Source organism: Duganella sp. SG902 (genome assembly GCF_013376005.1).
GTDB lineage: Bacteria > Pseudomonadota > Gammaproteobacteria > Burkholderiales > Burkholderiaceae_D > Rugamonas.
This window is the reverse complement of sequence record NZ_JABMJK010000016.1, coordinates 37,808-57,528: the sequence shown is the minus strand read 5'-3', so window position 1 is coordinate 57,528 and position 19,721 is coordinate 37,808. Positions and strand designations below refer to the sequence as shown.

General features: G+C 66.2%; 27 protein-coding genes. 16 read left to right on the top strand and 11 right to left on the bottom strand.

Translation table 11 applies throughout. The annotated features are described in order from the left end of the window. Window positions 1-135 precede the first annotated feature (135 nt). The 6 genes from FHW83_RS25305 (at window position 136) to FHW83_RS25280 (ending at window position 3,610) form a co-directional block, all read left to right on the top strand. A complete protein-coding gene (locus FHW83_RS25305) occupies window positions 136-897 on the top strand; it encodes an ABC transporter substrate-binding protein (protein ID WP_229224359.1) in 762 nt (253 codons plus the stop codon). A 64-nt stretch (window positions 898-961) separates the two neighbouring features. Continuing rightward, on the top strand, window positions 962-1,327 hold the full coding sequence (locus tag FHW83_RS25300) for a phasin family protein (RefSeq protein ID WP_176649131.1): 366 nt from the start codon (window positions 962-964) through the stop codon (window positions 1,325-1,327). A gap of 102 nt (window positions 1,328-1,429) precedes the next feature. Beyond that, complete coding sequence (locus FHW83_RS25295; protein ID WP_166100382.1) at window positions 1,430-2,095, top strand: TetR/AcrR family transcriptional regulator; 666 nt, start codon at window positions 1,430-1,432, stop codon at window positions 2,093-2,095. Between the two features lie 13 nt (window positions 2,096-2,108). Further along, window positions 2,109-2,897, top strand: coding sequence for a hypothetical protein (locus FHW83_RS25290; RefSeq protein WP_176649130.1), 789 nt, complete (start codon window positions 2,109-2,111; stop codon window positions 2,895-2,897). Then, window positions 2,890-3,438 carry a TIGR00730 family Rossman fold protein gene (locus tag FHW83_RS25285; protein ID WP_373997268.1) on the top strand — a complete coding sequence of 183 codons (549 nt, stop codon included), beginning with the start codon at window positions 2,890-2,892 and terminating at the stop codon, window positions 3,436-3,438. Before FHW83_RS25290 ends, FHW83_RS25285 begins: the two co-directional genes overlap by 8 nt. Before the next feature lie 34 nt (window positions 3,439-3,472). Then, complete coding sequence (locus tag FHW83_RS25280; RefSeq protein WP_176649129.1) at window positions 3,473-3,610, top strand: hypothetical protein; 138 nt, start codon at window positions 3,473-3,475, stop codon at window positions 3,608-3,610. Window position 3,611: 1 nt separating this feature from the next. Here FHW83_RS25280 and FHW83_RS25275 read toward each other — a convergent pair whose 3' ends face one another. Beyond that, complete coding sequence (locus FHW83_RS25275; RefSeq protein ID WP_176649128.1) at window positions 3,612-4,121, bottom strand: M48 family metallopeptidase; 510 nt, start codon at window positions 4,119-4,121, stop codon at window positions 3,612-3,614. 82 nt (window positions 4,122-4,203) lie between these two features. Here FHW83_RS25275 and modA point away from each other — a divergent pair, with 82 nt between their 5' ends. Genes modA through FHW83_RS25255 form a run of 4 tightly spaced genes read left to right on the top strand, consistent with a single transcriptional unit; the run spans window position 4,204 to window position 7,102 of the window. Then, window positions 4,204-4,947, top strand: coding sequence for a molybdate ABC transporter substrate-binding protein (modA, locus tag FHW83_RS25270; protein WP_176649127.1), 744 nt, complete (start codon window positions 4,204-4,206; stop codon window positions 4,945-4,947). 9 nt (window positions 4,948-4,956) lie between these two features. After that, window positions 4,957-5,628 carry a molybdate ABC transporter permease subunit gene (modB, locus tag FHW83_RS25265; RefSeq protein WP_176649204.1) on the top strand — a complete coding sequence of 224 codons (672 nt, stop codon included), beginning with the start codon at window positions 4,957-4,959 and terminating at the stop codon, window positions 5,626-5,628. A 2-nt stretch (window positions 5,629-5,630) separates the two neighbouring features. Then, window positions 5,631-6,308 carry an ABC transporter ATP-binding protein gene (locus FHW83_RS25260; RefSeq protein WP_176649126.1) on the top strand — a complete coding sequence of 226 codons (678 nt, stop codon included), beginning with the start codon at window positions 5,631-5,633 and terminating at the stop codon, window positions 6,306-6,308. 2 nt (window positions 6,309-6,310) lie between these two features. Then, a complete protein-coding gene (locus FHW83_RS25255) occupies window positions 6,311-7,102 on the top strand; it encodes a TOBE domain-containing protein (protein ID WP_176649203.1) in 792 nt (263 codons plus the stop codon). A 4-nt stretch (window positions 7,103-7,106) separates the two neighbouring features. Here FHW83_RS25255 and FHW83_RS25250 read toward each other — a convergent pair whose 3' ends face one another. The 3 genes from FHW83_RS25250 to FHW83_RS25240 all read right to left on the bottom strand — a co-directional run bounded on the left by FHW83_RS25250 (window position 7,107) and on the right by FHW83_RS25240 (window position 8,867). After that, window positions 7,107-7,436 carry a KGG domain-containing protein gene (locus FHW83_RS25250; RefSeq protein WP_176649125.1) on the bottom strand — a complete coding sequence of 110 codons (330 nt, stop codon included), beginning with the start codon at window positions 7,434-7,436 and terminating at the stop codon, window positions 7,107-7,109. Between the two features lie 87 nt (window positions 7,437-7,523). Further along, window positions 7,524-7,781, bottom strand: a complete 258-nt coding sequence (locus FHW83_RS25245; RefSeq protein ID WP_176649124.1) for a hypothetical protein — start codon at window positions 7,779-7,781, stop codon at window positions 7,524-7,526. A 66-nt stretch (window positions 7,782-7,847) separates the two neighbouring features. Further along, complete coding sequence (locus FHW83_RS25240) at window positions 7,848-8,867, bottom strand: NADP-dependent oxidoreductase (protein WP_176649123.1); 1,020 nt, start codon at window positions 8,865-8,867, stop codon at window positions 7,848-7,850. Between the two features lie 121 nt (window positions 8,868-8,988). On the opposite strand from FHW83_RS25240, the gene purU reads away from it, so the two are divergent. From purU to FHW83_RS25225, 3 genes are read left to right on the top strand one after another with little or no spacing between them, the layout of a single operon-like run. Further along, window positions 8,989-9,858, top strand: coding sequence for a formyltetrahydrofolate deformylase (gene purU, locus FHW83_RS25235; protein WP_176649122.1), 870 nt, complete (start codon window positions 8,989-8,991; stop codon window positions 9,856-9,858). An 11-nt stretch (window positions 9,859-9,869) separates the two neighbouring features. Next, window positions 9,870-10,412 (top strand): YaeQ family protein, encoded by a 543-nt coding sequence (locus FHW83_RS25230; protein WP_176649121.1) that lies wholly within the window; start codon window positions 9,870-9,872, stop codon window positions 10,410-10,412. A gap of 19 nt (window positions 10,413-10,431) precedes the next feature. Then, window positions 10,432-10,626, top strand: coding sequence for a DUF1775 domain-containing protein (locus tag FHW83_RS25225; protein WP_176649120.1), 195 nt, complete (start codon window positions 10,432-10,434; stop codon window positions 10,624-10,626). On the opposite strand, the gene FHW83_RS25220 is transcribed toward FHW83_RS25225, so the two are convergent. Then, window positions 10,627-11,889 carry an amidohydrolase family protein gene (locus FHW83_RS25220; RefSeq protein WP_229224358.1) on the bottom strand — a complete coding sequence of 421 codons (1,263 nt, stop codon included), beginning with the start codon at window positions 11,887-11,889 and terminating at the stop codon, window positions 10,627-10,629. Between the two features lie 13 nt (window positions 11,890-11,902). Further along, on the bottom strand, window positions 11,903-11,980 hold the full coding sequence (locus FHW83_RS31410; protein ID WP_176649201.1) for a hypothetical protein: 78 nt from the start codon (window positions 11,978-11,980) through the stop codon (window positions 11,903-11,905). An 8-nt stretch (window positions 11,981-11,988) separates the two neighbouring features. Here FHW83_RS31410 and FHW83_RS25210 point away from each other — a divergent pair, with 8 nt between their 5' ends. Beyond that, on the top strand, window positions 11,989-12,795 hold the full coding sequence (locus FHW83_RS25210) for an Rpn family recombination-promoting nuclease/putative transposase (RefSeq protein ID WP_176649119.1): 807 nt from the start codon (window positions 11,989-11,991) through the stop codon (window positions 12,793-12,795). Between the two features lie 6 nt (window positions 12,796-12,801). On the opposite strand, the gene FHW83_RS25205 is transcribed toward FHW83_RS25210, so the two are convergent. Continuing rightward, complete coding sequence (locus FHW83_RS25205; protein WP_176649118.1) at window positions 12,802-14,247, bottom strand: NAD-dependent succinate-semialdehyde dehydrogenase; 1,446 nt, start codon at window positions 14,245-14,247, stop codon at window positions 12,802-12,804. Window positions 14,248-14,313: 66 nt separating this feature from the next. After that, a complete protein-coding gene (locus FHW83_RS25200; protein WP_229224357.1) occupies window positions 14,314-15,090 on the bottom strand; it encodes a head GIN domain-containing protein in 777 nt (258 codons plus the stop codon). Between the two features lie 138 nt (window positions 15,091-15,228). Here FHW83_RS25200 and FHW83_RS25195 point away from each other — a divergent pair, with 138 nt between their 5' ends. Then, entirely contained in the window at window positions 15,229-15,873 is a 645-nt protein-coding gene (locus FHW83_RS25195) for an SAM-dependent methyltransferase (RefSeq protein ID WP_176649117.1), read from the top strand. 65 nt (window positions 15,874-15,938) lie between these two features. After that, window positions 15,939-17,057, top strand: a complete 1,119-nt coding sequence (locus tag FHW83_RS25190; RefSeq protein WP_176649116.1) for a type IV pilus twitching motility protein PilT — start codon at window positions 15,939-15,941, stop codon at window positions 17,055-17,057. Window positions 17,058-17,060: 3 nt separating this feature from the next. Here FHW83_RS25190 and FHW83_RS25185 read toward each other — a convergent pair whose 3' ends face one another. From FHW83_RS25185 to FHW83_RS25175, 3 genes are read right to left on the bottom strand one after another with little or no spacing between them, the layout of a single operon-like run. Next, window positions 17,061-18,338: a cytochrome c gene (locus tag FHW83_RS25185; RefSeq protein ID WP_176649115.1), complete on the bottom strand. Its 1,278-nt coding sequence runs from the start codon at window positions 18,336-18,338 to the stop codon at window positions 17,061-17,063. Further along, entirely contained in the window at window positions 18,335-19,051 is a 717-nt protein-coding gene (locus FHW83_RS25180; RefSeq protein ID WP_176649114.1) for a c-type cytochrome, read from the bottom strand. The genes FHW83_RS25185 and FHW83_RS25180 overlap by 4 nt, the downstream gene beginning before the upstream one ends. A gap of 38 nt (window positions 19,052-19,089) precedes the next feature. Further along, window positions 19,090-19,674, bottom strand: coding sequence for a 3'-5' exonuclease (locus tag FHW83_RS25175; RefSeq protein WP_176649199.1), 585 nt, complete (start codon window positions 19,672-19,674; stop codon window positions 19,090-19,092). Window positions 19,675-19,721: the final 47 nt, after the last annotated feature.

Genomic DNA, 19,721 nt, shown 5'->3' with positions numbered 1-19,721 from the left:
TATGATATCGATAGTTTTATCGTTCTTCATAGGCGGCGCAAAAATCTGTTCGCCATTTTCCGACAACGGAATCAGAATTTCCTTACTCCTGAAGGCCATACTTTCAAGCCGGTAACTTGAGGTACTATCCAGTGCATGAACCTGATACGCCTCGCTTGTGCCCTGTGCCTGCTGCTGGCCGGCGCGGGCCAGGCTGCGCCGTTGAAAATCTATGGCATGGAGAGCAAGCCGGTGAGCTTCCAGAACGGCGCGCGGCCCGATGGCTTCGCCGTGGAGCTGGCGCTGGCGATCCAGGACCGGTTGGGCCAGCACGATCCGATCGAGATCGTGCCATGGGCGCGCGCCAATACGCTGGCGGTGGCGGAGCCCGGCGTGATGCTGCTGTCGATCGTGCGCACGGCAGAACGCGAGCGCAGCATGCGCTTTGTCGGCCCCATTTTCAGCACCCGCGTGACGGCGTTCGCGCGCAAGGGCGCGCCGGCCGAGTGGCAGCGCCAGAACGTCGATCCGCGCACGTTGCGCGCCGGCGGACGGCGCGGCAGCATCTTCGTCAGCCTGCCGCGCGCGCAGGGCTACAATTTGTCGGACGAAACCAATACCTCCGCCACCGCCGCCAGGATGTTGATGAATCACCGCTTCGACCTGTGGTTCGACGGCGAGGAGCTGTATGTCGACGCGTTGCGCCAGAGCGGCTATCCGGCCGGCGAGGTGGAGGTGGCTTTCCGGCTCGATCAGATCGACGTGCATTTCGCCTTCTCCGGCGGCACGCCGGCCGCCACCATCAACGCCTGGGACGGCGCGCTGCGCGACATGAAGCGCGATGGCAGCTTCCTCAAGCTTCACCAGAAATGGATGAAGCCGCATCAAGTGCCGGCCGATGTTCCGCTGCCGCATTAGTAACCATTCTCTAGAAGTGCTCGGCTAGAATAAAATATCGGCAAACAGCACGCATGGGATGGACATGGCTAAGAAGTTGAAGAAGAACGATGATCAGTTGGCGGACGCGGTCCGCATGTCGTCGCAAGAGATCTGGCAAGCCGGCTTGGCCGCCTTCGCCAAGGCCCAGGAGGACGAGGGCAAGTTCTTTTCCATGCAGTTGTTCGAGGAGCGCGTGCTGCGCGCGCTGAGCTCGATCGGCGTGCCGACCCGGCAGGAGGTCGACGCGCTGCACCAGCGCATCGACGAGCTGACCAGGCAGGTGGCGGCGCTGTCCGCCAAGCCGGCGGTGAAAAAGGCCGGGACCAAGGCCGCCGCCAAACCGGCCGTGAAGAAGCCCGCGGCCAAGAAGACCGCCACCGGCAAGCCGGCCGCGAAGAAGGCTAAATAACGGCATCTGCGCGCTATGTGCGCCTAAAAGCATGCGTGGGTGTTCCTCTGTGATGAGCATCGGTGTTATGCTTGCACCAGAAAAAACAGAGGTCTCCCCGCCATGCTACAAAAAGCCCCCCGCCGCACCCGCGAACGCATATTAGAGCTGTCCTTACGCCTGTTTAACGAGTTCGGCGAGCCCAATATCACCACCACGGTGATCGCCGAGGAGATGAATATCTCGCCGGGGAACCTGTACTACCATTTCCGTAACAAGGACGATATCGTCAACTCGATCTTCGTGCAGTTCGAGGCCGAGATCGAGCGCATCCTGACCGTGCCGAACGGCCGCCGTTCCAACATCGAGGACGTGTGGCTGTACCTGCACCTGATGTTTGAACTGATCTGGCGCTATCGTTTCTTCTACCGCGACCTGAACGACCTGCTGTCGCGCAACCGCAAGCTGGAGCTGCACTTCAAGCAGATCCTGGCGCACAAGATCAAGGTCGCCAAGCAGCTGTGCGAGGACCTGCGCAGCGAGAAATCGCTGGAGGCGTCCGACAACGCCATCGACGCCATGGCCACCAACATGGTGGTGGTGGCGACGTACTGGCTGTCCTACGAGTACGTGCGCAATCCGCGCAAGTACAGCGAGCAGCAGTCGATGGCCGACGCGCTGGCGCGCGGCTGTTACCAGGTGCTGTCGCAGATCGGCCCTTATCTGCGCAATGAAACCAGCCTGCTGTTCCAGAAACTGTCCGAAGAATACCTGAAGAAGTTGAAGTAGAATCGGAGGCCTCATGGCGTGGACCCCTTTCCCGTATCCCGACCCAGCCTATCGACACACGCCGGAGAGCCTGCAAGCGGCCTGGCCGCAACTGCATGCCGGCGACCGCGAGGTGTTCCCCGCCCATCCGGCCCTGCAGCAGGCATGGATCGCCTTCCACGCCGGCGAGTTCGAGCGGGCCGCGCGGCTGGGTTTGGACGTCGGGGTGAGTGGCTACGCGGTGGCGCACAAGGCCATCTGCATGCACACCAATTATCTGGAGCCCAATCTGAAGAAGCGTCTGGCCACCTTCGAATGCGTGGCCGAGCGCTGCGAGCGCCAGCAGCTCGAGCAGCCGGATAATCCGGCCGGCTATTACTGGCACGCCTATGCGCTGGGCCAGTATTCGCAGGGGATTTCGATTGTGAAGGCGCTGGCGCAAGGGCTGGGGCCCAAGGTCAAGCGCAGTCTCGACATGGCGATCAGGCTGGCGCCGCAACGCGCCGATGCGCACACGGCGCTGGGGGTGTACCACGCCGAGATCCTGGACAAGGTGGGCGCGGTGTTGGCCGGCCTGACCTACGGCGTCAAGAAGGAGGAGGCCTACCGCCAGTTTGACGAGGCGCTCAGGCTGAACCCGGACTCGGCCATCGTGCGCATCCAGTACGCGCGCGCGCTGCGGATGTTGGACAGGAAAACCCGGATGGCGCAAGCCATGGAGTTGTACCGGCAGGCCGCCTGCTGTAACGTGCGCGACGCCACCGAGCGGCTGGATCAGGCGGCGGCGCAAAAAGAACTGGAAGAGGAAAAACTAGGTGGCTAAGTTCGAAAACAAGTCGATTTGTGTGTACTGCGGCGCCAATCCCGGCGCCTCGCCACGTTTTGCGGAGGAGGCGCGCGCGTTGGCGCGGGCGCTGGTGGAGCGCAACCTGTCGCTGGTCTACGGCGGCGGCAAGGTGGGCCTGATGGGCGTGATCGCCGACGAGGTGCTGCGCCTCGGCGGCGAAGTCACGGGCGTGATCCCGACCGCGCTGGTCGAGCGCGAAGTGGGGCACACCGGCCTGACGCGCCAGTTCATCGTCAAGGACATGCACGAGCGCAAGGCCATGATGGCGCAGCTTTCGGACGGCTTCATCGCCATGCCTGGCGGCCTCGGCACGCTGGAAGAGTTGTTCGAGGTGCTGACCTGGGCGCAGCTGGGCATCCACTCCAAGCCAATCGGCTTGCTGAACGTGGATGGCTACTACGATGGCCTGGTCAGCTTCGTCCGTCATGCCACCGAGCAGGAGCTGGTGCGCCCGCAGCACGCGGCGCTAATGATGGTGGAGAACGACGGCGAGGCCCTGCTGCGCCGCATGGCGTAGCGTCGCGGCGTGCGCCACGCAATTTCCGCAAGGCATGTCAAATTGGCCCGTGCAGCAGACTTTCAACTACACCGGCACCTGGACCACCTTTAACTTCAATTCCGCGTTCAGCGGCTTGTCGTCGCTGACCTGGCAGGTTGGCTGGGCGCGCCGCCGCAAGCCAGCGCGGTAATTCAGGCCCACAATTTTCGGCCTTCGGTCTCCAGCTGGGTCAGGTAGAGACGAAGGTCGAACTCATACTGGTGATAGTTGGGCTCCATGTAGGTGCACAGCTTGTAGAACGCCTTGTCGTGCTGCTTTTCCTTGATGTGCGCGAGTTCGTGCACCGCAATCATGCGCAGGAATTCCAGCGGCACTTCCTTGAACATGGTCGCCACCCGGATCTCATGCTTGGCCTTGAGCTTGCCGCCCTGTACCCGTGAAACCGAGGTGTGCAACCCCAGCGCGTGGTTGATCACGTGGATCTTGCTGTCGTACTCCACTTTGTTGATCGGCTCGGCGTTGCGCAGGAATTCCGTCTTCAAGTCCTGCACGTACTGGTACAGCGCGCGGTCGGTGCGCAGGTCGTGCGGTTTGCTGTAGCGCTTGAGCAGGATCTCGCCCAGGCGGTTCTGGGCGATCAGCTGCGAGACTTGCTGCTGGGTCTGCTCGTTGTAGGCGCTGAGGTACTTCAGGTGGGACATGGGAGGCGGTGAAAAATAGCGAACCGCAACTTTACCACGCCAACCGTTATATAATCGAGTTTATTGCGGTGGCGGAGGATGCATGGGGAAGAGGATGGTTGCGATGGCGCTGACGGCGCTGATCGGTACGGCGGGCGCGGCGGAGATCACGGTATCGGCGGCGGCCAGCCTGACCAACGCCTTCAAGGAAATCGGCGCGGCTTACGAGACGGCGCACGCCGGCGACAAGGTGCAATTCAACTTCGCCGCCTCCGACCCGCTGGTGCAGCAGATCGCCAAGGGCGCGCCGGTGGACGTGTTCGCCTCGGCCGACCAGGAGGCCATGGACAAGGCCGATGGCCTCAAGCTGCTGGCCGCCGGCACTCGCCGCAATTTCGCCAGCAACAGCCTGGTGCTGATCGCGCCGCGAGGCGGCAAGGTGTCGCTGAGGAGTTTGGCCGACGTGGCGCAGGCCGGCGTGGCGCGCGTGACCATCGGCAATCCGGCCAGTGTGCCGGTGGGCCGCTACACCAAGGCCGCGCTGGAGCACGCCAGGTTGTGGGCCGCCGTAGAACCCAGGCTGATCCTCGGCGGCTCGGTGCGTCAGTGTCTCGATTACGTGGCGCGCGGCGAGGTCGATGCCGGTTTCGTCTATGCCACCGATGCCGCCGTGGTCAAAGACAAGGTCATCGTGGTGGCCGCCGTGCCGACCGCGACGCCGGTCGCCTATCCGATCGCCGTCATCGCCGCCGGCCCGCAAGCGGCGGCCGGCCGCCAGTTTGCCGAGTATGTGCAATCGCCGGCTGGGCAGGCCATCCTGGCCAGGCACGGCTTCGGTCGGCCATAAGTGGACGCCCTGGATCCAGCCTGGGTGGCGTTGCGGCTGTCGCTGAAGGTGGCGCTGTGGGCCACGTTGATCGACCTGGCGCTGGGCGTGGCGCTCGGCTATCTGCTGGCGCGCAAGCGCTTCCCCGGCCGCGAACTGCTGGACGCGCTGCTGACCCTGCCGATGGTGATGCCGCCCACCGTGCTGGGCTATTATCTGCTGGTGGTCATCGGCCGCAACGGCGTGCTGGGCGCGTGGCTGCAGCAGCATTTCGGCATCAACCTGATCTTCACCTGGCAGGCGGCGGTGATCGCGGCGGCCGTGGTGGCGTTCCCGCTGGTGCTGAAGGGCGCGCGCGCCGCGTTTGAAAGCATCGACGCGCAACTGGAGCAGGCCGCGCAGGTGCTGGGCCTGTCGCCGTGGGCCGTGTTCCTGCGCGTGACCTTGCCGCTGGCGTGGCGCGGCGTGCTGGGCGGCGCCTTGCTGGCCTTCGCCCGCTCCATGGGCGAGTTCGGCGCGACCCTGATGGTGGCCGGCAGCATCCCCGGCAAGACGCAGACGCTGTCGATCGCCGTGTACGAGGCGGTGCAGGCCGGGCAGGACGATCACGCCAACCTGCTGGTGATCATCACCTCGCTGGTGTGCATCGCCGTGCTGGTGGCGGCCAACAAGCTGACGCCCAACCGCAACCCGCTGGTGTGACCATGGAAATCTCTCTCGACATCAGCAAGACCCTGCGCTCCGGCGAGCGCGAATTCCAGCTGGAGGTGCGCTTTGCCTCGGCCGCCCGGCGCGTGGTGGTGCATGGCCCGTCCGGCGCCGGCAAGAGCCAGATGATGAAAGCGCTGGCGGGGCTGGTGACGCCGGACCGCGGCCGCATCGCGCTTGCCGGCCGCTGCCTGTATGACGGCGCCGGCGGCGTCAACCTGCCGGCGCGCGAGCGCAATGTGGCCTACCTGTTCCAGGACTATGCGCTGTTTCCCCATCTGAACGTGCGGCAGAACGTCGGTTTCGGCTTGCGGCGCGGTTGGCGCAATCCGCGCGCCTCGGTGGACGAGGAGGCGATACGCTACTGGCTGCGGAGGTTCGAGCTGGAACAGGTGGCGCACCAGTTTCCGCATCAGCTGTCGGGCGGCCAGCGGCAACGCGTGGCACTGGCGCGCGCGCTGGCGCCGCGGCCGTCGGCGCTGCTGCTGGACGAGCCGTTCGCCGCGCTCGACCCCGGCCTGCGCGAGCGCATGCGCGCCGAGCTGGATACCCTGCAGCGCCGGCTGGCCATTCCGATGCTGATCATCACGCATGATCCCGAAGATGTGCGGGTGTTTGGCGAGCATGTGCTGCGCATGGACGGCGGGCGCATCGTGGAGGAGCAACAGCCATGACCATGGAATTGCAAGGCAATGTGTGGCTGACCATCGACGGCCAGAAGCTGGGCGGGCAGGAGCGCGTGGCGCTGCTGGCGGCGGTGGCGGCGGAAGGTTCGATCACGGCGGCGGCCAGGGCGGTCGGCATGAGCTACAAGGGCGCCTGGGATGCGATCGAGGCGATGAACAACCTGGCCGGCGAACCGCTGGTGGAACGGCTGGCCGGCGGCAAGGGCGGCGGCGGCACGCGGCTCACGCGGCGCGGCGCGCAACTGGTGGAAAACTTCCGCAAGGTCGATGACGCGCACCGCGAGTTCGTCGCGCACCTGAGCAGCCAGTCGCACGCGCTGGCCGACGATTTTTTACTGCTGCAAAGGATGAAGATGAAAACCAGCGCGCGCAATCAGTTCAGCGGCAAGGTGTTGGCCTTGAAGCAGGGCGCGGTCAATGACGAGGTGGTGCTGGAAATCGTTGGCGGTCAGCACATCGTGGCCACCATCACGCGCGACAGCAGCCAGAGCCTGGGACTGCGGCCGGGTGTGGAGGCGTTCGCGCTGATCAAGGCCTCTTCCATCATCGTCGCCACCGAGCTGGGTGGCGTCAAGCTTTCGGCGCGCAACCGTTTGACGGGCAAGGTGAGCCGCGTGCTGCCGGGCGCGGTCAACACCGAAGTCAGCATCGAACTGCCGGGCGGCGGCGCGATTGCCGCCATCGTCACGCGCGATAGCGGCGAGGCGCTGGCGCTGGAGGTCGGCGCCGAGGCCAGCGCCATCTTCAAGGCGTCCAGTGTGATCATCGGCACGCCGGCATAAGCGCCTACTGCTTGTTGCCCCCCTTTGACGATTGCTCGGAGCCGGCGGCGCTGCGCGCGCCGTTCTTTTCCGCCGCCGCGCGGGCGGCCGACTGGCGGCTCTCGCCACCCTTGCGGCCGATGGCGGCCATGTGCTCGCGGTCGCGGCTGACGGCCTCGCCGCCTTTCTGGCCGGCGCGGCGCGCTTCCTCCGAATCGAATTCATGCGCCGTGCCTTTTTGGTGGGCGGCTTGCCCGCCCTTGCTGGCGATGGCGCGCTGGGTGGCCTCGTCCATGGCGGCGAAGCCGCGCTTGGCCGTGCCCTTGGGTTTGTCGCTTGCTGAGTTGTTTGCCATTTAAACCTCCGTCTGGATTGAGAGAAGGCAGCGGGACTGGCCCGCTGCTCTGTGTGGTTAGAGCTTCAACGTTGACGGAAGTTCCACTTAGTGACGCAGCTGGCTGCCCGGCTGGTGGCGCGCCATCTGGGCGGCGAGGGTGGTGTTGAATTGCGATGCGTTCTTGCTGGACATCAGTTGCTGCATATTGACGCCGCTGTCGGCCAGCAGGTCGCGCCCGAGCTGCAGGTTCAGCTCGCTGATTTTCTGCATGGCTTGCAGCGTGCGCAGGGAAACGTCGATGTAGAAGTCGAGCAGGACTGCGACGTGGGGACGGAAGGCGGGGGAAGGCAGTTGTGGGAACATAATGGGTCCTCGGCGTGTTGGCGGTATTTGCATAGACGCCGAGGCGAACGGAAGGTTCCCGTGTTTTTACGGCGTGGCCACCTGCAGCACCAATTTGCCGAAGTTTTTCCCTTCAAACAGCATGTTCAGCGCTTGCGGGAAGTTTTCCAGGCCCTGCACCACGTCTTCCTTGCTCTGGATCTTGCCCTCCTTGAGCCAGCCCGCCAGCGCGGCCACGCCCAGGTGGTAGCGGTCGGCGTAGTCGAACACCACGATGCCCTCCATGCGGGCGCGGTTGACCAGCAGCGACAGGTAGTTCGACGGCCCCTTCACCGGCGTGGTGTTGTTGTACTGCGAGATGGCGCCGCAGATGACGATGCGCGCGCGCAGGTTGATGCGGGTGAGCACGGTGTCGAGGATTTCGCCGCCGACGTTGTCGAAATAAACGTCCACGCCCTGCGGGCAGTGCTGCTTGAGGCCATCCTTGACCGCGTCGTTCTTGTAGTCGATGCAGGCGTCAAAGCCCAGCTGATTGACCACGAAATCGCACTTGTCCCTGCCGCCGGCGATGCCGACCACGCGACAGCCCAGCTGCCTGGCGACCTGGCCGACGGTCTGGCCGACCGCGCCCGCCGCGCCCGACACCACCACGGTCTCGCCGGCCTTTGGCTGGCCGGACTCGAGCAGGCCGAAGTAGGCGGTCATGCCCGGCATGCCCAGGGTGTTCAGCCAGGTGGTCGGTGGCGCCAGTCCGGGGGCGATCTTGTGGAAGGCGCCGCTCTTGTCGTCGGCCGCCCCGGTCCAGTAACGCTGCACACCGGTGCCGCCGGACACGTGGTCGCCGACGGCAAACCTGGGCGACTTCGATTCGACCACGACGCCGACGCCGCCGGCGCGCATCACCTCGCCGATGGCGACCGGACGGATGTAGGATTTGCCTTCGTTCATCCAGCCGCGCATGGCCGGATCGAGCGACAGGTACAGCACCTTGACGCGGATCTCGCCCTCGGCCAGCGGGCGCAGCGGCTCCTCGGCCTGTTGCCAGTCGCTGTCCTTGACCATGCCGACCGGCCGCGCGGCCAGGCGGAATTGCAGATTTGTCTCCATGTATAGCCTCCTTGTGTGGGGTGGGATGACTATATCTCAAATTGCACGATCGTGCTATTTTTGTCGCCGGCGGCAAGGCATGCGACAATAGATATCTTTTTGTCCAACCTACCACGGTTTTATGAGCAATCCCGAATACATTTTGACACTGTCTTGCCTGGACCAGCGCGGAATCGTGCATCGCGTTTCGGGCTTCCTGGCTGACCACGGCTGCAACATCATCGACTCGGCCCAGTTCGGCGACAGCGAATCGAAGCTGTTCTTCATGCGCGTGCACTTCTCGCTGGAAGACAGCAACATCAACGACGAGCTGCTGCGCGCCGACTTCGGCCTGCTGGCGGACGACATGCGGCTCGACTGGGAGCTGCGCGACGCCCACTACAAGCCGCGCGTGATGCTGATGGTGTCGAAGATCGGCCATTGCCTCAACGACCTGCTGTTCCGCTACAAGAGCGGCCTGCTGCCGGTGGAGATCCCGGCCATCGTGTCCAACCACATGGACTTCTACCAGCTGGCCGCCAGCTACAACATTCCGTTCCACCACCTGCCGCTGGCTACCGGCGCGCCGCTGGAGGACAAGCTGGCGCAGGAGGCCAGGATCATCGAGCTGATCAACACCCACAAGATCGACCTGGTGGTGCTGGCGCGCTACATGCAGATCCTGTCGCCCGGCCTGTGCGAGGCGCTCAAGGGCAAGGCGATCAATATTCACCACTCGTTCCTGCCGAGCTTCAAGGGCGCCAAGCCGTATGCGCAGGCGCACCACCGCGGCGTCAAGCTGATCGGCGCGACCGCGCACTTCGTCACCGGCGACCTGGACGAGGGCCCGATCATCGAGCAGGACGTCGAGCGCGTCGATCACTCGATGGACGCCGAGACCCTGTCCGCCATCGGCCGCGACGTCGAATGCGTGGTGCTGGCGCGCGCGGTGAAGTGGTTCGTCGAACACCGCGTGCTGCAGAACGGCGCGAAAACCGTCGTATTCAAGTAAGAGATTTTTAGATGGCCCTCAAAGCAACAATTTACAAAGCAGAACTGTCGATCGCGGACATGGACCGCAATTACTACGAGACGCACCAGCTGACGCTGGCGCGCCATCCGTCCGAGACCGACGAGCGCATGATGGTGCGGCTGATCGCCTTCGCCATCCACGCCAACGAGGCGCTGACGTTCACCAAGGGCCTGTTCGACGTCGACGAGCCGGACCTGTGGCACAAGGACCTGACCGGCGCCATCGAGCTGTCGATCCAGGTCGGCCAGCCGGACGAGAAGGTGATCCTGAAGGCGTGCGGTCGTTCCGAGCACGTCTACGTGTACAGCTACGCGGCCACCAGCCACATCTGGTGGAAGGGCCTGGCCAACAAGGTCGAGCGCTGCAAGAACCTGACCGTGGTCGACCTCGACGCCGCGGCCACCGAACAGCTGGGCAAGATGGCCCAGCGCACCATGCAGCTGCAGTGCACCATCCAGGACGGCCAGATCTGGCTGACCGACGGCACCACCACGGTGGAAATCGCGCGCGAGGTCTTGAAGTCCGAGCGTTGATCTTTTAAGGAAGGCTGAGATGAAGAAGTGCTTCACCCTGTTGGCCATGCTGGGCGTCACTGCCGCGCAGGCGCATGTCACGCTGGATCAGGCGACGGCGTACCCGGGCACCTATCAGAAGCTGGCCTTCCGCGTCGGCCACGGTTGCGACGGCCAGGCCACCACCGGCCTGACCGTCACGCCGCCGGCGGGCACGCCGAACCACGCGCACTGATCACTTCACCACGGCGCCGCCTTTCATCACCCACTGGACCTGCTCCAGCGTCTTCACATCCTTCAGCGGCTCGCCGTCCACGGCGATGAGGTCGGCGTACTTGCCGGCCTCGATGCTGCCCACCTTGTCGCTCCAGCCCAGCAGATCGGCCGCGTTGACGGTGGCGGTGCGGATCGCCTGCGCCGGCGTCATGCCCAGCTTGACCAGCACGCCGAACTCGCGCGCGTTCAGGCCGTGCGGGTAGACGGCGGCGTCGGTGCCGAAGGCGATCGGCACGCCGGCCTTGATGGCCTTGCCGATGTTGACGCGCGCGGTCGGCAGCACCACCTTGGCTTTCTCCAGCAGCGGCTTGGGCAGCTTGATGGCCTCGGCGTTCTCGATCAGCCAGTCGCCCAGGTACAGCGTCGGCACCAAGTAGGTCTTGTACTCCTTCATCAGCCGAATGCCTTCGTCGTCGATGTAGGAGCCGTGCTCGATCGAATCGACGCCGGCCAGCACCGACAGCTTGATGCCGTCGCCGCCGTGGGCGTGGGCGGCGGTCTTGCGGCCGAGGCGATGGGCGTCGCCGATGATGGCCTTCAGCTCGTCCAGCGTGTATTGCGAGGTGCGCGGGTCGTCGCCGAACGACAGCACGCCGCCGGTGGCGCAGATCTTGATGACGTCGGCGCCGTACTTGATGTTGCGGCGCGTGACCTTCAGCGCCTCGTCGTGGCCGTCGGCCACGCCCAGCGCGGTGAGCTTGTATTCGGGCGCGTGCATGGTTTCGTCGCAGTGGCCGCCGGTGATGCTCAGTGGCGGGCCGGAGGCGAGCATGCGCGGGCCGGGCACGTCGCCGTCGTTGATGGCGTCGCGCAGGCCGATGTCGGTGTAGGCGTCGGCGCCGACGTCGCGGATGGTGGTGAAGCCGGCGCGCAGCGTGACCAGCGCGTTGCGCGCGCCGCTCAGCGTGATGCGCGGCACCGACTTGGCGATCAGGCTGTAACCGGCGTCTTCCGGATTGCCGGTGATGTGGGTGTGGGCGTCGATCAGGCCCGGCAGCAGGGTCTTGTTGCCGAGGTCGATGACCTGGGCGCCGGCCGGGATGGCCAGCTTGCTGCCGGCGGCGGTGATGCGCTCGCCGCTGATCAGCACCACGGCATTGTCGACCAGCGTACCGTTGCGCACGTCAACCATGTGGGCGGCTTTGACGGCGATGGTGGCAGGCTCCGCCGCGCAAGCGGCGGCGCAGGCCAGCATCAGGATAGACGAGGTGATCGCTTTCAAGTAATTCTCCCGTTTAGTTGGTATCTGTTTGAGGAGCGCCAAACCAAGCTCGCCGCCTAGCGTACCCGGCAATGCCAGCGAACGCTAGAATATTCTTTCATGACCGCCCCCGCCGACGCCCTCTACAAGCAGTTGTTCTCCCACCCGGAAATCGTGCGCGATCTGGTGGCTGGCTTTCTGCCAGCGGGTTGGGCGCAGCAGTTGGAGGTGGGCGCGTTCGAACGCGTCAACGCCAGCTACACCAGCGACGAAGGCAAGGCGCGCCATGAGGACGTGGTGTGGCGGGCGCGCATCGATGGCGAGTGGGTGTATGTCTACATCCTGCTGGAGTTCCAGTCGCGGCCGGACAAATGGATGGCGCTGCGCATGCAGGTGTACATTGGTTTGCTGTATCAGGATCTGGTGGCGCATCATGACTGGGCGCGAGGAGATATCGTGCCACTACTGTTTTGCTTGCTGCGCTCACGCACCGAGACTGAGAGGGCGGCCGCGCTCAACATGCTGTTGGCGCGCCTTATGTTGCCGGACCTGGCACCCGCGCGCGCAAGCCTCCAGCGCTGGCTGCTGCTCACCTTGCGTGGCGCTGGGGGCAGCACTAACATTGATTGGGAGGAGGGCTTGGTTATGAACGCCAAAAGACAACCCCGTTTCAACGAACTCATCACGGAAGACTTCATCCGGCGACTGGTGCAGCCTCAAGAGGAGGCATTGCAGGAGGGAGTACAACAGGGCATGCAGCAAGGCGAGTTGCTGGCGCTGCAGGGCGTCTTGAGGGATTTGCTGGCCGGGGACGTGCCTGTCGAGGCTGCTGGCAAGATCGCGCAGGCTGATGTTGGTCAGCTGCGCGCGTGGATCAAGTCCTTGTTTGCTGGCGCCAGCCCCCGGCAATTGTTTGCCGAGGGCTGAACAGGCTTACACGCCCAGCAGCGACACCGCCTTGGTGTTGAGATAAGCTTCCAGCGCTTCCGGGCCGCCTTCCGAACCGTAGCCGGAATCCTTGATGCCGCCAAACGGCATTTCGGCGCTCGGCGTGGCCGGCTGGTTCAACCACAGCATGCCCACTTCCACATTGTGCATCAGCTGGTGCGCGTTCTTGATCGAGCGGGTGAAGGCATAGCCCGCCAGGCCGAACGGCAGACGGTTGGCCTCGGCGATCGCCTCGTCCAGGCTATCGAAGCCGCGAATCGCCGCCACCGGGCCGAACGGCTCGTCGTTGAACACGCTGGCGTCCAGCGGCACGTCGGCCAGGATGGTCGGCGCGAAGAAGTTGCCCTCCGTGCCCACGCGCTCGCCGCCGGTGGCTACCTTGGCGCCCTTGGCGCGCGCGTCGGCCACCACGCTGCTCATGGCCGCCACGCGGCGCTCGTTGGCCAGCGGACCCAGTGTCGTGCCCTCGACCAGGCCATTGCCCAGTTGCAGGCGCTCGGCATGCGCCACCAGCGCGCGCGTGAATTCATCCTTGATGCTGTTGTGCACCAGGAAGCGGGTCGGCGAAATGCACACCTGGCCGGCGTTGCGGAACTTGGCGCCGCCGGTCGCTTCCACCGCCAGCGCCACGTCGGCGTCATCGGCCACGATCACCGGTGCATGGCCGCCCAGCTCCATGGTCACACGCTTCATGTGCGCGCCGGCCAAAGCGGCCAGCTGCTTGCCGACCGGGGTCGAGCCGGTGAAGGTCACCTTGCGGATCACCGGATGCGGAATCAGGTAGTTGGAAATCTCGGCCGGGTTGCCGAACACCAGGCCGACCGCGCCGGCCGGCACGCCGGCGTCCACGAAGCACTGGAACAGCGCGGCCGGCGAGGCGGGGGTCTCCTCCGGCGCCTTGCACAGGAAGGAGCAGCCGGTGGCCAGCGCCGCCGCCAGCTTGCGCACCACCTGGTTGATCGGGAAGTTCCACGGCGTGAACGCCGCCACCGGGCCGACCGGTTCCTTCAGCACCAGTTGCTGCGCCGCCGGATTGCGCGACGGCACGATACGGCCATACACGCGCATGCCTTCGGCCGCGAACCAGTCGATGATGTCGGCGCCGGCCAGCGCCTCGCCGCGCGCCTGCACCAGCGGCTTGCCCTGTTCCTGCGTCAGCAGGCGGCCGATCTCGTCGGCGCGCTCGCGCAGCAGGCTGGCGGCGCGGCGCATGATGGCGGCGCGCTCGTGGGCCGGCACCTTGCGCCAGGCGTCGAAGCCGCGCTGCGCCGCGGCCAGCGCGCGATCGAGGTCGGCGATGCTGGCGTGCGCCACCGTGCCGATCGGCTTGCCGGTGGCCGGGTTCAGCACCGGAATGGTCTTGCCGCCGGTGGCGTCGCTCCATTCGTTGGCGATCAGCAGGCGGGTGTCTGGGTAGCTGGTGGTAGTCATGGGGCAATCTCCGTTCATTAACACCCGCTACTTTGCCAGAAAATCGCCGACCGCGTATGGCCGGGCTCAGTTTTGCGGCGCGGCCCCCAGGCGCCTGATGCTGCCCGAGCCCATGATGCTCTTGCTGATCTGCGGATCGCCGTAGTAGTTGATGTCGCCCGAACCGGCCACGCTCAGGTTCAGCGATTTCCTGGCCCAGACCGTGGCCTGGCCGGAGCCGCCGATGCTCACCACGGCGTCGCGCGCCTGCAGCTGGCCGGCCTGCACCCGGCCCGAGCCGCCGATCGAGATCTGCAGGCGCTCGGTGTTGCCGGCCGCCTTCAGGCTGCCGCTGCCGCCCAGCGCGATGGCGGCCGACTCGCTGTCCAGCTGGCCGATGGTGATGGAACCGGAGCCGCCCACGTCGATGGTGAGGTTTTCGCCGCTCAGCTTGTCGGCGCTGACGTTGCCGGAGCCGCCGATCGACAGCTTGTCCAGCGTGCGCGCCTGCACGACGATCTTCATGTTGCGGGTGTCCAGCTTGAGGTTGTTCTTGACCGGGCGCACGCGCAGGGCGCCGTTTTCCACCACGGTCTCGATCAGGGCCTGCAGATTGTCGTCGGTTTCCACCGTGACACTCTCGGTGTTGCCGAGACGGATCTCGACGTCGCCGTTCACGCCCACCGACAGGGCGTGGAAGTGGCCGACCTCGCGGCTTTGCTTGACGATCTTGCCGCTGCCCTGCACCCGCTCGCCGCCGCCCAGCCAGCTCAGGGGGCCGGCCTGGGCCAGCAGGACAGGGGCGCTCGCGGCCAGCAGGCCGGCCGACAGCAACAGGGCGGAAACGATGCGACGAGTGGTCATGATGCTCTCCTTGGTTATCATGGCTGGCATGGTACGGGCTCGCCGCAGCGCGCGGAACCGCGCTGCGACGGACTGCATCCTGCGCGGTCCAGAATGCGCTGCGCCGGGAATGGAGCGCGCATGAGGTATCATTCGTCCATGCTGACCATAACCATCAAACAGGGCAAGGAAAAACGCCTGCTGTCCGGCGATCTCCTGATTTACGCCACCGCCATCGAGCGCGTCGACGGCCGCCCGCAAGAAAAGAACAAGCCCGGCGCCACCGCCATCGTGCAAACCTCCGCGCGCCAGTTCCTGGCGCGGGCGGCCTGGAATCCGCTGTCCGAGGTGCGCGCGCGCATCTGGAGCTTCAGGGAGGACGAGCCGGTCGACCACGCCATGATGAAGCGCCGTGTGCGCGCCGCCATCGCCAAGCGCGCGGCCGCCGTGCGCGCGGCCGCCCCGACCGATCTGGTGCCGGTGATCCGCGGCGACGACGACGGCCTGCCGGGCCTGCTGGTGGACAGCTATGGCGGCACGGCCGGCTATCTGATCTGCCAGTTCCAGTCGGCCGGCGTGGACGCCTGGAAGGTGCCGATCGTGCAAGCCCTGCTGGCCGATACCGGCTGCTCGAACGTGTACGAGCGCTGCGACGAACTGGTGCGCAAATCGGAGGGCTTGCCGGTGTTTTACCGCGCGCTGGCCGGCGAGGAGCCGCCGGACCACGTGCTGGTGACCGAGAACGGCAGCCGCTACAGCATGGATTTGCGCACCGGCTTCAAATACCCCAAGCTGCGCAGCTAAAAAGTTTCGACTCTGCAAGTTTTTCTCTTATAATCGTCCGGGACCCACCGGAGACCTGAACAGAGATGGAACACTACCAGTCGTCGCAAATCCGCACCCTCAGCTACATCGAGAACGAAGACCACCCGGTCTTCGGCACCCTCGTCGAGCAGATCCTGCACCTGCTGAACTCCAAGCTGATTTTCAGCGATATCCTCATCCATCAAAACAGTCCCCTGATGCTGCGCCAGCCGAAGGGCCTGGTGGCGGTCACCGATTCGCCCATCACGCGCGAGGAACTGCAGGAATTCTTCGAGGTGGTCGAGCCCAACTGGGCCGAGCGCATCCAGGACCGCGCCTTCGACCGCGCGGTGGACCTGCACACGGCGCGCATCCGCGCCAACTGCTTCAGCTTCCAGGGCCGCAAGCGGCTCGGCTGCGTGATCCGGCGCTTCCCGAAGGAGCCGCTGCCGCTGGCCAACCTCGGCCTGGGCAGGCACGAGCAGAATTTCGCCCGCCTGACCAGCGGCCTGGTGCTGATCATCGGCGACACCTGCCAGGGCAAGTCGACCACCATCGCCTCCATGCTGGACGAGATCAACAAGCACCGCTCCGGCCACATCATCACGATTGAGGATCCGGTGGAAACCCTGATCCCGCAGCGCCAGTGCGTGATCACCCAGCGCGAGGTGGGCTTTGACGGCGACGTCGAGAGCTTCTACCTCGGCGCGCTGGACGCGCTGCGCGAGCGCCCGGACGTGATCTGCATCGGCGAGATCCGCGACGCGCAAACGGCGCAGGAGGCGCTGGCGCTGGCCGAGGCCGGCCCGCTGGTGCTGGCCTCGCTGCACGCGCGCTCGACCGAGCTGGGCCTGCAGAAGATGCTGCGCCTGCTGGGCAACACCGAGCCGCAGGCGCAGGCGTTGGCGCACGCGCTGCGCGGCGTGCTGTGCCAGGCGCTGCTGCCGGCCGTCAAGGGCGAGCGCTACTACCTGGCCACCGAGTGCCTGACCAACAACCCGGCGGTGACCGAGATGATCGCCGACGGCCAGATCGCCAACCTGCGCATCTGGATGGAGGACAAGCCGGGCGAGGGCTGCCACACCATGAACACTTCGCTGCGCGCGCTGCTGGCCGAGGGCAAGATCTCGGTGCAGGACGCGCGCAACGCCACCACCGACCGCATCGGCTTCGTCGAACCGTAGCGCCTAGTCGAGCGGAATCGCGCGGTAGCGGTTGACGTCGGTGCCGTTGACCGGCGGCGCGTTGTTGCCCCAGGCGCCGCGCAGATAGGACACCACCTGCGCCACTTCCGTGTCGTTCAGCGCGTGCCCGAACGGCGGCATGCTATACGGACGCGGATTGCCGGCCGTGCCCGGCGCGAAGCCGCCATTTAGCACGATGCGGATCGGATTGACCGCGCTGTCCATGGTCAGCGACTGATTGCCGGCCAGCGGCGGATACGCGGGCGCCATGCCGGCGCCGTCGGCGCCGTGGCAGTCCACGCAATGCTTCTCATACAGCCTGGCGCCGGCCGCGAGGAAGGCCACGGCCTCGGCTCCGCCGTCGCGCTCGAAGGCGGGCGGCGGCTTGTCGGCCGGCAGCGATTGCAGGTAGACCGCGATCGCCTTGATGTCGCCGTCATCCAGGTGTTGCAGGCTTTGTTGCACCACCTCGGCCATGGGGCCGAACACGGTGGCCCGCGGCGAGGTGCCGGTTTTCAGCAGCGCCATCAGGTGCTCGCGCCGCCAGTCGCCGCGCGCGTTGAGCGACGGCGCGTACCAGCCCAGCGCGGGAATCATGCCGCCCGACAGGCTTTCGCCTTCCTGCGCGCCGAGCGGGTTGCGCGCGCTGTGGCAGGCGCTGCAATGGCCCAGGCCCTGCACCAGGTAGGCGCCGCGATTCCATTCCACCGATTGCTTGTCGTCGGCGGCGTAGGCCCCGGGCTTGAAGTACAGCGCGCGCCAGGCGGCCAGCGCGATCTGGAGCTTGAACGGGAAGCGCAACTGGTGCGGCTGGTTGGACTGGTGCACGGCCGGCACGGTTTGCAGGTAGGCGTACAGGGCGTCGGCGTCGTCGCGCGTGACGCGGGTGTAGTTGGGGTAGGGGAAGGCCGGGTAGAGCAGGCGGCCGTCGCGTGATTTGCCGTGGTGCAGGGCGCGCCAGAAGTCGTCCGCCGACCAGGCGCCGATGCCGGTGGCGCGGTCGGCGGTGATGTTGGGCGAGATCACGCCGCCGAACGGCGTTTGCAGCATGCGGCCGCCGGCGTAGGGCTGGCCGCCGCGCGTGGTGTGGCAGGCCATGCAGTCGCCGGCCCGGGCCAGGTAGGCGCCGCGCGCGACGCGTTCGGCCGGCGCCGGCGTGGCGGCGGTGGATGCGCCGGCCGGGCCGGCGTCGTCGCCCAGGAACTGTCGCGCCAGCAGTGCGCCGGCGGCCAGCACGGCGGCCAGCAACAGCGCGATAACGGTATAAACGGTTTTCCTCATTGCGCGCCTCCGGCGGCGCCGGACGCCGGGCTGGCGGGGACGCTGCCGCAGGCCAGCGGCAGGGGCGCCGGCAGGCTGGTGGCCGGGCGGGCGTTGGCGTCGGGCGGCTGCCTGCTCAGCCAGGCGGAGACGGCGGCCACGTCGGCCTCGCTCAGGCGGGCGGCGATGTCGGCCATGCAGTCGGGCGCGGCGGCGCGGCGCGTGCGGTTTTTCCAGTTGCCGAACTGGGCGTTGATATAGTCGCTGGGCAGGCCGAGCAGGCCGGGCGTGGCCGGCTCGACACCGGCCAGCGCGGCGCCATGGCAGGCCACGCAGGCCGGTATTTTTTTCGCCGCGTCGCCCTGCCGCACCAGCGCCTCACCGCGCGCCAGCTGGGCGGCGCCGGCGTTGCTGCCACTGCCGGCGGCGGCCTGGGCGTAGGGCGGATGCTGGGCGGCGAAATAGTCGGCGATCTCGCGCAGGTAGGCGTCCGGCAGCGGTGACACCATATAGGTCATCATCGGATAATGGCGGCGGCCGTCGCGGAAGTTGCGCAGCTGGTTGTAAAGGTAGCCGGCCGGCTTGCCGGCGATGCGCGGGAAGTAGGCGTCGCCGCGCTCCTTCACGCTATGGCAGGCCAGGCAGGCGGCCACGCGCTGTTCCAGCGTGTCCGGCGCGGCGGCGGGCGCCGCGGCCAGCGCGGCGGCGATACTGAAAGCGGCAAACGTCGGCATACCCCTCCTGGTTCAGGCGGCGCAGGTCGGCCGCATGCCTAGGATATACCGGTTTTGGGTGGTTTCGGCAGTTTGAACGGTTTCAGCGGCGGCAGTTTGTTGCCCAGCCCGATCCAGTGGCGGTACACGCGCAAGGCCACCTGGGCGTCGTCGGCCGCGTACAGGATCTGCTTTTCGTTCAGGCGCGGCAGCGCCCAGTTGGTGGTGGAGATCTTCTTGGACTTCTGCAGCTTGAGGCCGAAGAACTTGGCCACCGCCGTTTTCGCGCCGAGGTCGTTGCGCTGGCCCGGAGCGCGCAGCACCACCGACATGTCGACGATGCCGGCGCAGCGGATGTCGAGCTTGGCGTGCAGGCGCTTGACGTCGTCCGACAGGCCGAAGCCGACCTTCAGCGGCAGCGGCGATTCCAGGATGGCCAGCAGCATGGCGCGGATGTGCGGCTCGGTGCTGGCGCCGATCTGCAGCAGGTAGGCCTGCTTGTCGGTGGAGAATTGAATCAGGTGCGGGCCGGTCGAGGTCTCGCCCTTGTTGAAGGTGGGCTTGGACTCGGTGTCGAAGCCGATGGCGTCGCAGGCGCGCAGCGCGTCGCGCGCGGCGGCGGCCTGCTCGGGCGTGACCACCATCCGCACATCGGCCAGGCTGATGCCAAGGTAGGGCGGCAGATCGTCGT

Coding starts and splice junctions, on each gene's coding strand:
- FHW83_RS25280 (WP_176649129.1), top strand. CDS start 3,473: ATGTCAAATTGGCCCGTGCAGCAGACTTTCAACTACACCGGCACCTGG.
- FHW83_RS25250 (WP_176649125.1), bottom strand. CDS start 7,436: ATGGCAAACAACTCAGCAAGCGACAAACCCAAGGGCACGGCCAAGCGC.
- FHW83_RS25210 (WP_176649119.1), top strand. CDS start 11,989: ATGACCGCCCCCGCCGACGCCCTCTACAAGCAGTTGTTCTCCCACCCG.
- FHW83_RS25225 (WP_176649120.1), top strand. CDS start 10,432: ATGAAGAAGTGCTTCACCCTGTTGGCCATGCTGGGCGTCACTGCCGCG.
- FHW83_RS25200 (WP_229224357.1), bottom strand. CDS start 15,090: ATGACCACTCGTCGCATCGTTTCCGCCCTGTTGCTGTCGGCCGGCCTG.
- FHW83_RS25290 (WP_176649130.1), top strand. CDS start 2,109: ATGGCGTGGACCCCTTTCCCGTATCCCGACCCAGCCTATCGACACACG.
- FHW83_RS25195 (WP_176649117.1), top strand. CDS start 15,229: ATGCTGACCATAACCATCAAACAGGGCAAGGAAAAACGCCTGCTGTCC.
- FHW83_RS25295 (WP_166100382.1), top strand. CDS start 1,430: ATGCTACAAAAAGCCCCCCGCCGCACCCGCGAACGCATATTAGAGCTG.
- FHW83_RS25260 (WP_176649126.1), top strand. CDS start 5,631: ATGGAAATCTCTCTCGACATCAGCAAGACCCTGCGCTCCGGCGAGCGC.
- FHW83_RS25185 (WP_176649115.1), bottom strand. CDS start 18,338: ATGAGGAAAACCGTTTATACCGTTATCGCGCTGTTGCTGGCCGCCGTG.
- FHW83_RS25175 (WP_176649199.1), bottom strand. CDS start 19,674: ATGGTGGTCACGCCCGAGCAGGCCGCCGCCGCGCGCGACGCGCTGCGC.
- FHW83_RS25275 (WP_176649128.1), bottom strand. CDS start 4,121: ATGTCCCACCTGAAGTACCTCAGCGCCTACAACGAGCAGACCCAGCAG.
- FHW83_RS25190 (WP_176649116.1), top strand. CDS start 15,939: ATGGAACACTACCAGTCGTCGCAAATCCGCACCCTCAGCTACATCGAG.
- FHW83_RS25300 (WP_176649131.1), top strand. CDS start 962: ATGGCTAAGAAGTTGAAGAAGAACGATGATCAGTTGGCGGACGCGGTC.
- FHW83_RS25230 (WP_176649121.1), top strand. CDS start 9,870: ATGGCCCTCAAAGCAACAATTTACAAAGCAGAACTGTCGATCGCGGAC.
- FHW83_RS25255 (WP_176649203.1), top strand. CDS start 6,311: ATGGAATTGCAAGGCAATGTGTGGCTGACCATCGACGGCCAGAAGCTG.
- FHW83_RS25240 (WP_176649123.1), bottom strand. CDS start 8,867: ATGGAGACAAATCTGCAATTCCGCCTGGCCGCGCGGCCGGTCGGCATG.
- purU (WP_176649122.1), top strand. CDS start 8,989: ATGAGCAATCCCGAATACATTTTGACACTGTCTTGCCTGGACCAGCGC.
- modA (WP_176649127.1), top strand. CDS start 4,204: ATGGGGAAGAGGATGGTTGCGATGGCGCTGACGGCGCTGATCGGTACG.
- FHW83_RS25305 (WP_229224359.1), top strand. CDS start 136: ATGAACCTGATACGCCTCGCTTGTGCCCTGTGCCTGCTGCTGGCCGGC.
- FHW83_RS25180 (WP_176649114.1), bottom strand. CDS start 19,051: ATGCCGACGTTTGCCGCTTTCAGTATCGCCGCCGCGCTGGCCGCGGCG.
- FHW83_RS25205 (WP_176649118.1), bottom strand. CDS start 14,247: ATGACTACCACCAGCTACCCAGACACCCGCCTGCTGATCGCCAACGAA.
- FHW83_RS25245 (WP_176649124.1), bottom strand. CDS start 7,781: ATGTTCCCACAACTGCCTTCCCCCGCCTTCCGTCCCCACGTCGCAGTC.